The 15,483-nt window shown below is 38.9% G+C and carries 18 protein-coding genes and 1 other annotated feature; of the genes, 4 read left to right on the top strand and 14 right to left on the bottom strand.

Translation table 11 applies throughout. The features are described 5' to 3' along the window. Positions 1–12: 12 nt before the first annotated feature. The 6 genes from SOS22_RS03470 to SOS22_RS03445 are packed head-to-tail and all read right to left on the bottom strand — an operon-like array spanning position 13 to position 4,107. The gene (locus SOS22_RS03470; protein ID WP_320596315.1) at positions 13–861 is read right to left on the bottom strand and encodes a farnesyl diphosphate synthase; all 849 of its coding nucleotides are present in this window, start codon (positions 859–861) and stop codon (positions 13–15) included. Beyond that, positions 854–1,063 (bottom strand): exodeoxyribonuclease VII small subunit, encoded by a 210-nt coding sequence (xseB, locus tag SOS22_RS03465; RefSeq protein ID WP_128519757.1) that lies wholly within the window; start codon positions 1,061–1,063, stop codon positions 854–856. The genes SOS22_RS03470 and xseB overlap by 8 nt, the downstream gene beginning before the upstream one ends. Continuing rightward, positions 1,035–2,462 carry an exodeoxyribonuclease VII large subunit gene (gene xseA / locus SOS22_RS03460; protein ID WP_320596314.1) on the bottom strand — a complete coding sequence of 476 codons (1,428 nt, stop codon included), beginning with the start codon at positions 2,460–2,462 and terminating at the stop codon, positions 1,035–1,037. The genes xseB and xseA overlap by 29 nt, the downstream gene beginning before the upstream one ends. Then, a complete protein-coding gene (nusB, locus tag SOS22_RS03455; RefSeq protein WP_320325045.1) occupies positions 2,459–2,836 on the bottom strand; it encodes a transcription antitermination factor NusB in 378 nt (125 codons plus the stop codon). Before nusB ends, xseA begins: the two co-directional genes overlap by 4 nt. After that, a complete protein-coding gene (locus SOS22_RS03450; RefSeq protein WP_320325044.1) occupies positions 2,833–3,735 on the bottom strand; it encodes a 5'-nucleotidase in 903 nt (300 codons plus the stop codon). Before SOS22_RS03450 ends, nusB begins: the two co-directional genes overlap by 4 nt. Positions 3,736–3,777: 42 nt before the next feature. After that, the gene (locus SOS22_RS03445) at positions 3,778–4,107 is read right to left on the bottom strand and encodes an Asp23/Gls24 family envelope stress response protein (protein WP_320325043.1); all 330 of its coding nucleotides are present in this window, start codon (positions 4,105–4,107) and stop codon (positions 3,778–3,780) included. A 169-nt stretch (positions 4,108–4,276) separates the two neighbouring features. Here SOS22_RS03445 and SOS22_RS03440 point away from each other — a divergent pair, with 169 nt between their 5' ends. From SOS22_RS03440 to SOS22_RS03425, 4 genes are all read left to right on the top strand, one after another. Continuing rightward, the gene (locus tag SOS22_RS03440; RefSeq protein WP_320596313.1) at positions 4,277–4,552 is read left to right on the top strand and encodes a DUF6110 family protein; all 276 of its coding nucleotides are present in this window, start codon (positions 4,277–4,279) and stop codon (positions 4,550–4,552) included. Between the two features lie 94 nt (positions 4,553–4,646). Continuing rightward, complete coding sequence (locus tag SOS22_RS03435) at positions 4,647–4,865, top strand: hypothetical protein (protein ID WP_320325041.1); 219 nt, start codon at positions 4,647–4,649, stop codon at positions 4,863–4,865. Positions 4,866–4,874: 9 nt separating this feature from the next. Beyond that, entirely contained in the window at positions 4,875–5,120 is a 246-nt protein-coding gene (locus tag SOS22_RS03430; protein ID WP_320596312.1) for a hypothetical protein, read from the top strand. A 36-nt stretch (positions 5,121–5,156) separates the two neighbouring features. Continuing rightward, positions 5,157–6,332 (top strand): HAD-IC family P-type ATPase, encoded by a 1,176-nt coding sequence (locus SOS22_RS03425; protein ID WP_320596311.1) that lies wholly within the window; start codon positions 5,157–5,159, stop codon positions 6,330–6,332. A gap of 310 nt (positions 6,333–6,642) precedes the next feature. Here SOS22_RS03425 and ribF read toward each other — a convergent pair whose 3' ends face one another. The 8 genes from ribF to SOS22_RS03385 form a co-directional block, all read right to left on the bottom strand. Continuing rightward, positions 6,643–7,614, bottom strand: coding sequence for a riboflavin biosynthesis protein RibF (gene ribF, locus SOS22_RS03420; RefSeq protein ID WP_320325038.1), 972 nt, complete (start codon positions 7,612–7,614; stop codon positions 6,643–6,645). Then, positions 7,615–8,442, bottom strand: a complete 828-nt coding sequence (truB, locus tag SOS22_RS03415) for a tRNA pseudouridine(55) synthase TruB (RefSeq protein WP_320325037.1) — start codon at positions 8,440–8,442, stop codon at positions 7,615–7,617. 271 nt (positions 8,443–8,713) lie between these two features. After that, positions 8,714–10,456 carry an aspartate--tRNA ligase gene (aspS, locus tag SOS22_RS03410; protein ID WP_320325036.1) on the bottom strand — a complete coding sequence of 581 codons (1,743 nt, stop codon included), beginning with the start codon at positions 10,454–10,456 and terminating at the stop codon, positions 8,714–8,716. 1 nt (position 10,457) lies between these two features. Then, positions 10,458–11,735, bottom strand: coding sequence for a histidine--tRNA ligase (gene hisS / locus SOS22_RS03405; RefSeq protein ID WP_320596310.1), 1,278 nt, complete (start codon positions 11,733–11,735; stop codon positions 10,458–10,460). A 36-nt stretch (positions 11,736–11,771) separates the two neighbouring features. Then, positions 11,772–11,965, bottom strand: a binding site (T-box leader). Next, positions 11,961–12,686, bottom strand: a complete 726-nt coding sequence (locus tag SOS22_RS03400; RefSeq protein WP_320325034.1) for a YebC/PmpR family DNA-binding transcriptional regulator — start codon at positions 12,684–12,686, stop codon at positions 11,961–11,963. It overlaps the preceding feature by 5 nt. Positions 12,687–12,735: 49 nt before the next feature. Next, positions 12,736–13,683 carry a PhoH family protein gene (locus SOS22_RS03395; protein ID WP_320325033.1) on the bottom strand — a complete coding sequence of 316 codons (948 nt, stop codon included), beginning with the start codon at positions 13,681–13,683 and terminating at the stop codon, positions 12,736–12,738. 38 nt (positions 13,684–13,721) lie between these two features. Then, positions 13,722–13,904: a 30S ribosomal protein S21 gene (gene rpsU, locus SOS22_RS03390; protein WP_128519745.1), complete on the bottom strand. Its 183-nt coding sequence runs from the start codon at positions 13,902–13,904 to the stop codon at positions 13,722–13,724. A 76-nt stretch (positions 13,905–13,980) separates the two neighbouring features. After that, positions 13,981–15,480 carry a UDP-N-acetylmuramoyl-L-alanyl-D-glutamate--2,6-diaminopimelate ligase gene (locus SOS22_RS03385; RefSeq protein ID WP_320325032.1) on the bottom strand — a complete coding sequence of 500 codons (1,500 nt, stop codon included), beginning with the start codon at positions 15,478–15,480 and terminating at the stop codon, positions 13,981–13,983. Between the last annotated feature and the right edge of the window lie 3 nt (positions 15,481–15,483).

Genomic DNA, 15,483 nt, shown 5'->3' with positions numbered 1-15,483 from the left:
ATCTCCCTCATTTCAATAGGTACGTTGGGTCATAAAATCAATCAATGTTTGTAAGTAAGAAAAATCTCCTTCAAAATGGGAAAGCATGTCTTCAATTTCTGTTTGATAGGTCAAAACCTTCTTTTTTGCGGCTTCCAGTCCCATCAAAGAAACAAAGGTTTGTTTATGGTTTTCAGTATCACTGGTTGATTTGCCTAAAGCCTGACTTGATTGGGTCTGATCTAAAATGTCATCTTGGATCTGAAATTGAATACCAAGTGCATATCCCACTTTTTGCCAAATCGGAATATCGGTTTCTTTTCCAGCAATGATTGCTCCACAAACAAAAGGTAATGTTAAAAGTTTAGCGGTTTTATAGGTATCGATCAAAAAGATATCGTCAAGGGTTAGATTGGTATCGGATTCGGCTTTCAAATCTAATTCTTGCCCATAGATCATACCATCTACACCCGAATAGCGACTTAAGGCAGAAACTAAAGACACTTTTTTTTCAGCATCTATGTTGGTTTCTAAGACAATGTCAAACGCGCGAGTCAATAATCCATCACCAGCTAAAATGGCCGTCGCTTCATCAAATTGAATATGACAGCTTGGTTGTCCTCTTCGCATGTCATCATCATCCATGGCAGGAAGATCATCATGGATCAGTGAATAGGTATGGATCATTTCAATGGCACTGGCACATGGAAAACCAATGGTTGGATCTAGACCATATAATTGTAATGTCGCAAAAAGCAATTGTGGACGCATCCGCTTGCCACCATTGATCAATGAATAGGCCATGGCCGCTTTTACACGTCCAGTCTGCCCTTCATTGACTTTGGTTTGAAGATACGTTTCAAAAGTATCGAGATCAATCATTTGTTGTCTCCTTTTGATTGGATAATTGTTCGACTTTTTGCTCAAATTCTTTCAATTGTGTTTCACATTGAGCGGCTAGTTTTGTTCCTTCGGTAAAAAGATCCATCGCTTTTTCTAATTCTAGATCATCGCGATTCAGTTCAGTAACAATTTCATCTAAGCGATTCATTGCTTCATGAAATTTTAGTTTCTTTGTTGGCATGAGATTCCTCCTGACTATTTGTGACTACGGAAAAGATGGTACCATCTTTGACTTGGGTTTGAATGATGTTTCCCTTTGTAACTTGATGGATCGAATGAATGACATGTCCTTCATCCATCGTAATGGAATAACCACGCTCAATGACTTTCAAAGGAGAGAAAGCATCAAGCAAGGAAACATTTTTGATCAAATGTTTTTGTTGATTTTCCATATAATGTTGTATGGCATCTTGTTGACGCTCTTTGGTATGATGGAAACGATGGATCTGATTTTGTGTATAAACCTTGCCTACTTGCATCAACTGTTGGAAAGTGTTGGTATAGGCTTGTGATTCTTTTTTGAATAAAGCAGCTATTGACAGTTGCATTCTTTGCTGATAATGAAGAATATCGCTATCATAGCGAGTGATTCGATCCTTCGTTTGGAATAAAACTTGTTCCAGGTTATCCAATCGCAATCGTTTATCAATGATCCATGTATTTGGATCCGATAAATATCGATTGGACTGATAGGTGGAGAATTGCTTTCTGGCCCCTTGTATATGTTGATGCATTTGGAAATTTAAAGTCGCTTGAATTTGTTCCAAGCGGGCCATAACTTCTTTTTGATCCGGTGTGACCCATTGAGCAGCAGCGGTAGGCGTTACACTACGATGATCAGCAACAAGATCGCACAATGTCGTATCTACCTCATGTCCTACGCCAGATACGATATAGGTTTGACAGTTATAAATGGTTTTCACTAATTCTTCATCATTGAAACAAAATAAATCTTCAAAAGAACCTCCACCACGTACGACCAATATCGCATCATAACCTTTGGAATCCGCTTGCTTTAATCGTGCAACAATGGTTTCAGCCGCTCTTTGCCCTTGTACCAGAGCTGGATATAAGGTCATCTTTAGCATGGGCCACCGTTTTCGTACTGTTGAGATCACATCCTGAATGGCAGCTCCTTCTTTTGCCGTGATAATGGCAATGTGTTCGATCACATCCGGTTTTGGCTTCTTATGAGCAGGATCAAAATAACCTTGTGCTTCTAAGCGTTTTTTTCGTTGCTCGAATTCAAGAAAAAGAGCCCCCAAACCATCAGGCCGCATAGATGTGACATAGAGCTGGAGAGAACCTTTTTGTGGATAGACATTGGCACTGGCTTTCACCAATACTTTCATTCCTTCTTCCAGATCAAAACGTAAATGTTTGACATAGCTCGCAAACATGACACAACTCATAGCGCCACGTTCATCTTTTAATGAAAAATAATAATGACCGGAACGATGTTTGGTCAAATTGGAAACTTCTCCACTGATCCAAACATCATGTAGGTTCAATTGTTGTTCTAAAGTTGTCTTGATGCGTAAAAGAACATGCGATACGCTCACGACCATTTCTTCAGTCATAGTCGATCCAATACCCCATTGATCAATTTATACGAATCATCATCACAATATTTTTTAGCGAAGCCGACAGCTTCGTCGATAACGACTGCCTTAGGTGTTTGATTTTCTAAGATTTCTTGACAAGCCATCAATAAAATGGCTTGCTCCAATACACTTAATCGATTGAAGGTCCAATCCTTACGTAATAAATGATTGATTTTTTGAATATAATTGTATTCATGGGCCACGGCATCCACGGTGATGCTGTAGAGATAACTATCGATCTCATTGGTACCATGCATAGCTTCAAATACACATTTGCGTATATCTTTATTCAACAATAAATGTTGATATAAACTATTTATTGCGATTTCTCTTTGTTCATGTCGTTTCATATTCTCTCCTTATTGTTGGTTGGTAATACACGGGCACTGGGAACCACTTCGCTAGCAGGACCCGCATGAATATCTTGATCATCAAAAAAGATATCAGCTCCAAAGCTTGCTAATACATCCGCTTTTTTGGCTCCTTGTAGAAAAAAGATCTCGTCGATGATGATATGCCATTGACGCAACGTCTTAATGACACGAATGCCGGCATTTTTATCCCGGGCAGTTACAATGGCGGTTCGTAAATAATGCGTGTTTGCACAAGCACTTTGCAGTTGTGCAAGACGGAACAAGAAATGGGCCATTGGCCCTTGCTCCATCGCCGTATCTTGATTTTTGATCTCATTGGCTACAAATGCATCCAATCCCTTGGCTTTATAAATTTGTTCAGATTGATCCGAAAATAAGACGGCATCCGCATCAAAAGCAATGCGAATTTGATCCGAAGGTAAATCATATCCTTGTGCATGTGGATAGATCAAACCCGCGGGATAGCCAGCATCAATGGCCGATTCGACATCCTTTGCATTGGCGGATAAAAAGAGATCCACATCAAATGCCTTTAAATAACGGGAAATATTTTCACCACCACTCATCACCATGCGGCCAATATCGAGATCATAATGTTCCAATGAATGAATGATTCGTAAAGATGTTTCGGCTGAATTCCGTGACATCACGATCACTTCGACCAATTTTTTATTCATTTTGGTATTGATCTCTAAAAATTTTTTGATCAAAGGAAATCCAGAACCAGGTTTTAATATATCCTCTTCATGAGCAAATTGATAGTCTCGATAGGCATCCAAGCCTTGGGTCTCAAAGATTTCATTGGCTTCTTCCAAATCAAATAAAGCACGAGACGAAATTCCAATGACTAAATAATCATGGAAAGATACACGCATAGATCCACTCCTTTTAAAAAAAGGAAATCTCGCAAAGATTTCCTAAAAGATAAAACCAACCACTTGGATCTCAATCGATTCTGGTTTGAAATCCGTCATATAAGAAATACTTTCAAAGATCTTGTTTTGAAGTTCTGCACATGTATCGGTAACATGTGCTTTATAATTCATTTTTACAGGAATTGTTAATTTTAACGTATTATGATCAATGATCGTTTGAATACCTCCCTTTAAAGGACGGCTGCCTTCAACCAATTGAACTTGATCATTCTCTTCAATCACATTTAATGCGATGCTTGAAAAGACGGATTTATTTAATTGAACCGTTCCATATTCATTTTGTGGTTCCAAAGTTATATATTCTTGGGCCATACTTTCACCTTCATTTCCCTCTCATTATAACAAACTTCCCACACTCAATAAAGAAATACTTATCCCATATTTTCACATCATCTTTTACAAAATTCATTTTGACTTTTAAATTATCTCTATCATAGTTATATAGAACATATTCGATTAAAGGAGGCAAATATATGGTTCCATGGAAACAGCTCGATTGATTAGTTATGGTTTTCTATTAGGTACAGCCGGTGTATCCATACTTTCATCCAAAGATGCAAACTGTGTCTATACGCATCTGACAGCGGCTGTGAAACGTGGTGGTGACAGTGTTAAGAAGACATGGACCACGTTGAAAGAAAACTGTGAGGATATCAATGCAGATGCGGATGATATCAATCAAAAACGTGCACAAAAAGCACGTGAACAAGAAATTGCCGATGCGAAAGCTTTATTGGCACAACAAGATGCGGCGTAAACGCATCTTTTTTTAGAAAGGATTGATATATTTTGGATTGTACAATCAAACATGAATCCATGGTCGCTTACGGGTTCATTTGCACCAATGTACCATGAGTCTTTCCGAAGCTGATCAAGTGGAATACTGGATCAAAAATTTAGTCGGTGTACAACAAGTAAAAGTCTATGATCGAACGGCAGATGCAACGATTAATTATGATGGGCAAAAAGAAACGCGAAATCAAATTATTGATTGTCTTTCTTCCTTTGACTATATGACCTGTTTACCAGATAGGCCCGAACATACAGGACGTGCCATTCAACGTCAATAGGAAGACAAAATGTTTAATCATATTGCCTTTCGAATCATCACTCGATACTTTTTACCTGTGTCTATTCGAAGTGTCATGAGTTTGATCAAAGCCGTTCCTTTTGTGATACAGGGATTGAGATCCCTATCCAAAGGTAAATTGGATGTACATGTGTTGGATGCTACCAGTGTTACTTTTGCCCTTTTCCGCCAAGATTTTGATACCGCGGGCAGCGTGATGTTCTTATTAGGTATGGGGGATATCATGGAAGAATAGACTCATCGTAAATCGGTAGATGATCTAGCCAACGCGATGTCTTTACATATTGATAAAGTATGGCGAAAAGAACAAGATATCGATAGGCTGGTACCTATCATGGACATAAAGCTTGATGATCAAATTGTCGTACGCACAGGTCAAATGATTCCATTGGATGGACGTGTCCTATATGGAGATGCCATGGTAAATAAAGCTTCGATCACTGGCGAACCCCTATCGGTTCACAAATCAAAAGGAGCTCCTGTCTTTGCGGATACTGTGCTGGATGAAGGACAATTAGTCCTTCAAGTCACGAAAGTATCGGGTACAGGTCAATATGATCGAATTGTGCATATAATCGAGGATTCCGAAAAACTTAAATCCAATACGGAGACCAGAGTATCCCATCTAGGCGATCATTTGGTACCGGTGACCTTTGTCGCGACTGCACTTACGTATCTTTTGACCTGCAATATCACACGCGCCTATTTGATTCTGATGGTTGATTTCTGTTGTGCCTTAAAACTATCAATGCCTATTTCTTCCTTAACGGCTATGCACGAAGCCAGCGTGCTTGGCATTTCGGTAAAAGGTGGCAAGGTAATGGAAGATTATACGCAAGCGAAAACCATTGTTTTTGATAAAACAGGTACCTTGACCAAAGCAGAGCCAAAAGTCAAAGAGGTGATTGGATTTGGTGGTCATGACCCGATAGAAATGTTACGTTTAGCGGCTTGTTTGGAAGAACACTATCCACATTCGATCGCAAATGCGGTGGTCAAACGATCCGATGAATTGCACCTTCGCCATGAAGAAGAACATTCAGAAGTCAAATATATAGTGGCTCATGGCATTGCGAGTGATATCAATGGTGTCTTATTACGAATTGGCAGTTACGATTTCATCTTTGAAGATGAAGGTATTCTCATTCCTGAGGGAGAGCAACAAAAATTTGATGCTTTGCCCGATGAATATTCACACTTGTATTTATCGATTGGTGGTCAATTGGCAGCTGTGATCTTGATTGAAGATCCAATCAAAGAAGAAGCCAAGCAAACAATTCAACAGTTACATGCTTGTGGTTTTGAAAAGGTCGTTATGTTGACAGGTGATAGTCAGCAAACTGCCAAAGCGGTCGCAGCTCATTTGGGATTGGATGATTATTGCGCCGAAGTTTTACCAGAAGATAAAGCATCTTATATCGAACAAGAACATATGCACTTTCGGTAGCAGATGTAGGTATTGCGATCACTTCTGGTGCACCGATTGCTCGTGAAGTGGCCGATGTCACCATTTCGGAAATGGATCTACGAGCCCTTGTGATCTTACGTCAATTATGTCAAGCACTAGATGATCGAAATAAACACACATATGATTTCATAATGACCTTTAATTCTAGCTTGATCCTGTTTGGCATGTTGGGTTTTTTACAACCATCCATGACTGCGCTTTTACATAATGCCTCAACGATAGGTATTTCCATGCATTGTATGAGCAGTCTAGTATCAAAAAAGACGAAGGAAATGGTACCTTCGTCTTTTTAAAGCACAAGATAATGTTTTTGCCATACATCACAGGTTTTATTGCATAGCTTTTCCAATGTGATCAACCGTTTTTTAGAGCGTTCAATATCATTGAGCAATTGGCTTTTTAATTCTTTTGCACTGGAAAATTTTTTCTCATCACGAATCTTATCTAAAAAATAAAACCGTACTGTTTGATCGTATATATCGGCATTGAAATGAAATAAATTGGCTTCAATGGTTTGAATCTTATTTTCAAAAGTTGGATTATTCCCAATATTGATCATGGCTCCATACATTTGATCATCTACGGAAACCATACCGGCATAAACACCTACAACAGGCACGATATAATCATTGTTCACATCCAAATTTGCGGTCGGGATCCCTAATATCGTCGATCCACGTTTGAATCCATGGCAGACAACACCTTCCATGGAATAGGCAAAACCACACAAACGATTGGCTTTTAAGACCTGTCCTTGCAAGATCAATGGTTCAATGCGCGAACTTGAAATTTTAATGGAACGATCATTGATACTATCAACCACAAGGACATCAAAATAAGATTGTTCTTTTAATGTTTGGACATTCCCTGTATTCTTGGTGGCATAGCGAAAATCAAAACCACAAATCAAAGAATGGATGTGCATTTGATGCAACATCTCATGAAATTGGGTAATATCCAAGCTCGCGAATTCTTTCGTAAAGTGAAGCACATAGACAAAATCAAATTCCATATATTGTGCAAAATGAATTTTATCTGCCAATGTGAATAAATGATGCAATTCTTTTTGGGGATAAAATACAGCCCATGGGTCGGGTTCAAAGGTAATGATGGCACTTTTTATTTTCTTTTTTGTTGCGGTTTTTTTTGTCCTTTTTAATAATTCTTGATGTCCTTTATGCATCCCATCAAAAAAACCAATACAAGCAGCCGTTTCTTCAAGTTCAGGTATTTGATGGACATCAATTTGAATGACTTGCATTTACCATAGCCCCCTTTTGGAATGAAAGATATCTTGATCTAAGCGATCATAGATCGCAATAGGTTCGTTTTTTCTAACAATACAAACACGATCCTGATCTGTATCCAAATGAATGGTTTTTCCTTGATAGATGGCATCTATATCGGCATACTCTATCATGGGCAAATGATCTAAGACCGATCGAATCGAATATAAAACCGGTTCTTCGCCAGCGGCTAGATTTTCTAGGGTCTGCGCTTGTGCCAAGGAGAAACGACCAACTTGTGTTCGAACTAAAGAAGCCATGCAACTTAGATTATTGGTCAATGGGCCAAAATCACGACAGATGCTTCGTACATAGGTTCCAGAAGAACAAGCAATTTCAAAAGATAGATCCTCTCGTGGCTGGATATCATAAATCATTACATCTTGATATACTTCCGGTACGGGCAGGCCTTTTCTTTGATAGTCCAATAATTTCATGCCATTCACTTTTTTGTTGGATGTCATCGGTACCCTTTGATGACATGGACCTTGAAAAGAAGAGATGATGGAATCAAAATGAAAATCCCAATTGATGGGTTTTGTATCCAGCTTATCACCATAGATATCATCGGTCGTGGTCGAATAGCCCAATTGGATCTTAGCGATATATTTTTTATCGGTATCGGCCAGAAATTGATTGATCTTGCATGCTTTTCCACACAAGACAACTAAAACTCCGGTTGCTTCCGGATCTAAGGTACCGGTATGACCAAATTTTTTTTGATGATAGATTTTTCGCAAACGATTGATGACATCATGACTTGTCATACCTTTGGGTTTATCAATAATTATTATTCCATCCATAAGTTTTAACCAAAAAAAGCCCTAAGGACGAGAGATCTTTCCCGGTATATCCAGGTGGGTGATCTGTGTCAGTCATTAGGATCCCTGATCAATGAAAAGGTATTCAACACAGAAAGACAACATCCGATCTCCCGTATCTCTAAGTGTAGGAAAAATGTTATACATCCTTAGGTCATCTTCATGATATATCAACACCAACATCAAATGCAAGTAAGCATATTTTAAAAAAACTGTCTATACCAAATTTTCAACAAAAAAGACCGTTTCCGGTCTATTTTGTGATCGCAATATGTAATTCTTCCAATTGTTTAGGATCAACATTTGATGGAGCTTTCGACATAGGATCCGAAGCAGAAGCATTTTTAGGGAAAGCAATGACATCACGAATGGAGTCACTTTCACTTAAGATCATCGCAATTCGATCTAAACCAAAGGCCAAACCACCATGTGGAGGGGTACCATATTGGAAAGCATCAATAAAGAAGCCAAATTTATTGCGAATTTCCTCATCACTTAAGCCTAAGATCTCAAAGATCTTTTTCTGTAACTGATTATCATGGATACGTAAACTTCCACCACCCAATTCATAACCATTTAAAATAATATCGTAAGCATTAGCTTTGACTTTGGATAGATCCGTATCTAATAAAGGAATGTCTTCTGCTTTTGGTTGGGTGAAAGGATGATGACAAGCTTGATATCTTTGCTCTTCTTCACTCCATTCAAACATTGGGAAATCAATGACCCATAAGAAAGAAAATTCATTCTTTTTCTTCAAGCCCAATTGCGAACCAATCAAATTACGCAAGGCACCCAAAGCATTACAAGTTTTCAACCAAGTATCACTGACAATAAATACCGCATCATCGGCTTTTAAATGTAAGCGTTCAAACAAGGCATGTACTTCTTGGTCGGATAAGAATTTACGAGCAGATCCACTCAGTTCCGTTTCATCCGCTTTTAGGATGACCAAACCTTTCGCACCATTTTTCTTGGCATAATCGGTGTAAGCATCCTGTTTTTTACGAGATAATCCCTTGGCAAAGTTAGGAACAACAATGGCTTTGATCGATCCTTTGGTTTCAATTACATTTTGGAAGACCTTAAAGGAGGAATTATTGAAAAGATCGGTTAATTCTTGGAGTTCCATGCCAAATCGATTATCGGGTTTATCCGATCCAAATCGATTCATGGCTTGCTCATAAGTCAGGCGTGGGAATGGCGCTTGGATATCGATTCCTTTGACCTCCTTCATCAATTTGACCATCATCTCTTCCATCATCGTTTGGATCTCGACTTCACTTAAGAACGAAGTTTCAATATCCACCTGAGTAAAATCTGTTTGACGATCCGCTCGTAAGTCTTCATCGCGGAAGCAACGAGCAAACTGATAATAACGTTCAAAACCAGAAATCATCAACAATTGTTTATACAATTGAGGAGATTGTGGCAAGGCATAGAATTGTCCAGGATGCACTCGGGAAGGAACCAAATAATCACGGGCACCTTCTGGTGTACTTTTTCCTAACATAGGTGTTTCGATTTCAATGAAATCTTGATGATCCAAATAATCACGCATGCTGCGGGTAATGGCATGACGCATCATCAACCGCTTCTGCATGATGGGACGACGTAGATCCAGATATCGATATTGCATACGTGTATCTTCGAGTGCATCGGTTTCATTCGCAATGATCAATGGTGTGGTTTTGGCTGTATTGATGATTTCTAATTCCGTAACCAAAACTTCGACTTCACCAGTTGCTAAATCTGGATTCGCATCTTTTCGTTGATTAACAGTTCCTTTTACATGCAAGACATATTCGTTACGGATCGACTTGGTTTTTTCGGAAAAGCTTTCATCAAAAACCAATTGACAAATCCCTGTACGATCGCGTAGATCAATAAATACCAATTGTCCAAAGTTTCTTTTTTTGGCTACCCAACCAACCAGTTCCACCGATTGGCCGACATGTTCCAATCGCAATTTACCATTTTCTATCGTACGTAACATGTTAATCCTCCATCAATGAATCTAAATAATTGATCAAATCCTCTCGATCAATGCTTTCTTGTTTTCGTGTTTCTAAGTTCTTTACCGCCACTTGATTAGCTGCTTTTTCGGTTTCACCAATTAAGATAGCCGTCTTAGCTTTCATTCGATCAACCGCTTTAAATTGGGATTTAAACGAGCGCCCTTGCATATCCATTTCACAACGATAGCCATATGCTCTTAATTCCGTCAATATTTCAAAGGCATAGGTACGGGCACTTTCGTCTAAACACATGACATAGGCATCCAAACCCGGTTTTTCTGCCAATGGACCATTTTCCGCTTCTAAGGCAATCAATAAACGTTCTACACCTAAGGCCCAGCCAATACCACTCATTTCTTTTGGACCCCCAAAATAGGAAATTAAGCCATCATAGCGGCCACCCGCTAATACTGTAGATTGCGCACCCATTTCTTTATTCATGGAAACGATTTCGAAAACGGTGTGGGTATAATAATCCAAACCACGTACGAGTTTGTCATCGATTTCATAAGGAATCTCTAATGTATCTAATAGATCCAATACCGTTTGGAAATAGGTCTTGCTTTCTTCATTTAAATAGTCTTTCATGCTAGGGGCTTGCTGCATGAATGGTTGGTCATGATCGACCTTGCAATCTAAGATACGCAATGGATTTTGTTCATAGCGACGTTTACAATCGGAACAAAGTTCATCATAGTGTGGTTTAAAATATTCTTTTAAGGCTTGTCGATAAGCCGCTCGAGACGCATCATCACCCAATGTATTGATACAAACTTTAATATCTTTTAGACCTACCGTACTTAAGATCGTATAAGCAAGGGCAATGGTTTCGACATCCACATAAGGCGATTTTTCACCTAGGGCTTCCACACCAAATTGATTAAAAATACGTAAACGTCCTTTTTGTGGTCGTTCATGACGCGCCATCGGGCCCATATAATACATTTTTACAGGTAGATCTGGATTGGCATACATCTTGTTTTCAACAAAACTACGAACCACTCCAGCCGTTCCTTCCGGGCGAATGGTCAATGACGTTTTAGAGTTTGGCAATGTAAATGTATACATCTCTTTATTGACCATATCACTGGAATCGTTTTCTCGCTTAAATACATTTGTATGTTCGAAAATCGGTGTACGAATTTCATCATAATTGTAGAGTTCACAAATATGACGTAGGATGTTTTCCAACGCTTGCCACTGATACGAACGATCACCAAATATATCTTGGCATCCTCTTGGAATTTGATAGCTCATGATTTTCCTCCTTCAAATAAATAAAAAAACGCCCTATATAAGGACGTTTATCACGCGGTACCACCTTATTTTTCAAGTTGTTACTTGAACGCTCTAGTCTTAACGCAACCAACGATCAAGCTTTGCACTTGATTCCTCCAAAGTGTCCCAGTCAAGAATCATCCAGTCTTGCACCAACCGACTGGTCTCTATTCTGATTGTATTGACCTTCTTTTTTTCAACGGATTATTCGTTTATATTTTCTACATTATGATATACATTTTGTACATCATCAACATCATCTAACAAAGTCAGCAAACGTTGGAATAATTCTTTGTCTGTACCTTCCAGTCGGACCGTATCATCAGCAACCATACGATCTTCAAATACTTCGTATTTGACACCTGGAATGAGCTTATCGATAACAACTTTCGCATCATCCAATTGCGTTGGATCCACCGTTACTGTCATATAGCCTTCTTCGATTTCGATATCTTGTAATTCGATACCAGCATCCAATAATGCTTCCATCATGGCATCTTCATCCTCATATTTGACTACAATGACACCTAGATGTTGATAACCAAAAGATACGGAATTGGCTACTCCTAATTTGGCATGTGCTTTGTTGAAAGCCGCACGCAAGCTCGCAATCGTACGATTGTCATTATCCGTCAAACAATCAATAATGATCGTTGATCCAGCATTGCCAAATCCTTCATAACGTTTGGCATTGAAACTTTCATCCGCACTGGATTTCGCTTTTTCAATAGCCCGTTTAATGACATCTCTAGGAACATCATTGGCCTTCGCTCTTTCAATGGCCTTTTTTAAGGTTTGGTTCATGTCTGGATTTGGATCTCCATTTTTCGCAGCAACCAAAATCTCTTTTGAATATCTTGAATAAACTTTTGCTTTGGCGTTTGCCGTTTTTTGCATCGCGGCAGCACGCACCTCAAAGTGTCTTCCCATACTTTTATTTCACCTTCCAAATTTCTTGTCTATTATAGCAATTCCCCTATTATTTTTCAATCTCTTCATAACGTTCGATGATTTTTTGTACCAATGGATGCCGCACAACATCGTATTTTGACAATTGTACGATGGAAATACCAGAAATGCCTTTTAAGATCTGACAAGCTTGACGCAACCCAGAATCGGATTTCTTGATCAAATCAATTTGTGATACATCGCCATTGATGATCAATTGTGAATGTTGCCCCATACGAGTCAAGAACATTTTCATTTGCGATTGGGTCGTATTCTGCGCTTCATCCAAAATAACGATGGCATCATTCAACGTGCGACCGCGCATAAAAGCTAAAGGAGCTATTTCAATGATTTGTTTTTCAAGATATCGTTCGACCGTTTCCTGCCCTAGCATTTCATACAAAGCATCGTATAAAGGACGCAGATACGGATCGACTTTTTCTTTCATATCCCCAGGTAAAAAGCCTAGAGACTCCCCGGCTTCAACAGCAGGTCTTGTTAAAATGATACGTTTGATCTTTTCTTTTTTTAATTGACTTACGGCATAAACAACCGCTAAATACGTTTTCCCGGTACCAGCAACACCTGTTGCAAAGACGATATCATTGTGATACAAAGCATTGCAAAAGCGTGCTTGACCTAAGGTTTTTGGATAAATGATCTTCCCCGTTTTGGTCTGTCCAAGGGGTTTGCGCTGGGCTGGATGAAAATGAGAAAGTTGATGTTGCTTGGCCAAAGAAATCAAATAATGTACGTCTTGTGGTTCCAATTTTCCTTGCGCATCGATACAAGCAAAACAAGCATTCACGATATCTTGGATTTCTTGGCTATTGGCATCTTCTTCCCACTTTAAAATGGATGCCCGCAAGAAAAAGGAAACATCATAGGCTTTTTCAATAATATGGAGATTCTCATCATTTTGACCAACAAAACGTTGTAAATCATCGACAGAATGTTCGGATAAATCCATGGTATACATATCTCACCTCATAAAAAAATCTGCATAAAAATGCAGATTTATTTCTTACCTCTACGAGCCTTGCGTGCTGCTTCAGATTTTAACTTTCTCTTAACACCTGGTTTAACGTAAAATTCTCTTTTACGTGCCTCAGCAAGGGTTCCGTTACGAGAAACCTGACGTTTAAATCTTCTTAAAGCGTCATCCAATTGCTCGTTTTCCTTAACGATAACTTTAGGCATGCCACAAACCTCCCTTCCCGAGTTTTTAATGCATAAAGATTATATATGACTCTATTCAAAAAAGCAACTCTTTCTTTTATTCTTCGATAAAGCTTTTATCTTCATTGACATCATCGACATTTTCATGGATATGACGACAATATTTGGCAATACATTCTTTTGCGATCACATTATCTCCTTTATAAGGAGCACGACCATTTTCACGATAAATGTATGGTTCATCGCCCTTTCCTAGCAATAATACACAATCACCCGGATTGGCACTTTCAATAGCTTGTCGAATCGCTTCATACCGATCTTCGATAAAGACATGATTACAATTTTCAATGCCTTCTTCGATTTGATCGGCAATGACAGCAGGATCTTCATCACGTGGATCATCTTCCGTCAAGATGATGTAATCACAATACTGATCGGCTAATTCACCAAAGACTTTTCGCTTGGCTACATCTCGTTTTCCTGCCGAACCAAAGACACTGATCAATTTATGCGTCTTGGCAATCTGTCGACCAAATTGAAACATTTTTTCCATACCATCTGGTGTATGAGCAAAATCAACGATCACATGGAAAGGTTGTCCCATGTCAATTTGTTCCAAACGTCCATCCACTTGTGGTAAGTTTTTACAGGCTTCTAAAATGATATCCAGATCCATATTGGTTTCATGCAAAGCTGCAATGGCTGCCAATAAATTATAGACATTATAAGTGGCCACTAGATTGGTAACAACTGGATAGGTCTTTCCTTGATAGACTAGATCAAATTTGGATTGTTTCGGTAAAATTTGTACATTGATCGCGCGATAATCACACTCATGATCAATGCCATAGGTGATGACAGGTGCCTGTGAAATGCGTTGGAGTTTTTCAAAACAAGCATCATCAATATTTAAAATCGATTTACCCGTTGGTTTCACACGTTCTGAAAACAACAAAGATTTAGCTTCAAAGTAGCTTTCCATCGTGCCATGATAGTCCAAATGATCATACGTCAAATTGGTGAAAATGGCGACATCAAAATTGATGCCATCTACGCGACGTTGCGCTAAGCCATGACTGGACACTTCCAAAGCACAAGCCTTCATACCATGTCGAACCATATCGGACAATTTTTCTTGTAGAAACAAGGCATCGGGCGTAGTTAAGTCAGGTTGCAGACGAATATTGCCATATTCGATCGCAATGGTTCCGATATAACCAGTTGGTTCTTTCTTATTACGGATGTTTCGGATCACATTCGCAATCGTACTTTTCCCATTGGTTCCTGTAATACCATACATCAACATTTTATCGCTGGGTTTGGAATAAAAGATACGAGCGGCTTGATTCATGGCATCCACAACATCAGCAACACGAATATAAATCGCTCCAACTGGCATTTGTGATGGAGCCAGTTCTTTGGAATGTACAACACAAATCGCACCATTATCGACGGCTTGTTTGATGAATTCATGGCCATCATGGGTCATACCTGGTAAACAAAAATAAACATTTCCAGGTTGTACTTTTCGGGAATCAAAACACAACCCTGTTACATTCGTTGTTGGTGCATTCTTAAATAATTTGCTTAATCGCATAAA

The sequence above is a fragment of the Absicoccus sp. genome (assembly GCF_034090965.1).
Classification (GTDB): Bacteria; Bacillota_I; Bacilli_A; order Erysipelotrichales; family Erysipelotrichaceae; genus Absicoccus; species Absicoccus intestinalis.
Note: the sequence above shows the minus strand (reverse complement) of the source record. Positions and strands in the feature narration are given on the sequence as shown.

Bases quoted from the DNA above. Each gene is read 5' to 3' on its own strand.
- nusB (WP_320325045.1), bottom strand. From the start codon at position 2,836: ATGAAACGACATGAACAAAGAGAAATCGCAATAAATAGTTTATATCAA.
- SOS22_RS03385 (WP_320325032.1), bottom strand. From the start codon at position 15,480: ATGCGATTAAGCAAATTATTTAAGAATGCACCAACAACGAATGTAACA.
- hisS (WP_320596310.1), bottom strand. From the start codon at position 11,735: ATGAGCTATCAAATTCCAAGAGGATGCCAAGATATATTTGGTGATCGT.
- xseA (WP_320596314.1), bottom strand. From the start codon at position 2,462: ATGACTGAAGAAATGGTCGTGAGCGTATCGCATGTTCTTTTACGCATC.
- ribF (WP_320325038.1), bottom strand. From the start codon at position 7,614: ATGCAAGTCATTCAAATTGATGTCCATCAAATACCTGAACTTGAAGAA.
- aspS (WP_320325036.1), bottom strand. From the start codon at position 10,456: ATGTTACGTACGATAGAAAATGGTAAATTGCGATTGGAACATGTCGGC.
- rpsU (WP_128519745.1), bottom strand. From the start codon at position 13,904: ATGCCTAAAGTTATCGTTAAGGAAAACGAGCAATTGGATGACGCTTTA.
- xseB (WP_128519757.1), bottom strand. From the start codon at position 1,063: ATGCCAACAAAGAAACTAAAATTTCATGAAGCAATGAATCGCTTAGAT.
- SOS22_RS03450 (WP_320325044.1), bottom strand. From the start codon at position 3,735: ATGCGTGTATCTTTCCATGATTATTTAGTCATTGGAATTTCGTCTCGT.
- SOS22_RS03430 (WP_320596312.1), top strand. From the start codon at position 4,875: ATGTTTAATCATATTGCCTTTCGAATCATCACTCGATACTTTTTACCT.
- SOS22_RS03425 (WP_320596311.1), top strand. From the start codon at position 5,157: ATGTCTTTACATATTGATAAAGTATGGCGAAAAGAACAAGATATCGAT.
- SOS22_RS03470 (WP_320596315.1), bottom strand. From the start codon at position 861: ATGATTGATCTCGATACTTTTGAAACGTATCTTCAAACCAAAGTCAAT.
- truB (WP_320325037.1), bottom strand. From the start codon at position 8,442: ATGGATGGAATAATAATTATTGATAAACCCAAAGGTATGACAAGTCAT.
- SOS22_RS03435 (WP_320325041.1), top strand. From the start codon at position 4,647: ATGAGTCTTTCCGAAGCTGATCAAGTGGAATACTGGATCAAAAATTTA.
- SOS22_RS03395 (WP_320325033.1), bottom strand. From the start codon at position 13,683: ATGTATACCATGGATTTATCCGAACATTCTGTCGATGATTTACAACGT.
- SOS22_RS03400 (WP_320325034.1), bottom strand. From the start codon at position 12,686: ATGGGAAGACACTTTGAGGTGCGTGCTGCCGCGATGCAAAAAACGGCA.
- SOS22_RS03440 (WP_320596313.1), top strand. From the start codon at position 4,277: ATGGAAACAGCTCGATTGATTAGTTATGGTTTTCTATTAGGTACAGCC.
- SOS22_RS03445 (WP_320325043.1), bottom strand. From the start codon at position 4,107: ATGGCCCAAGAATATATAACTTTGGAACCACAAAATGAATATGGAACG.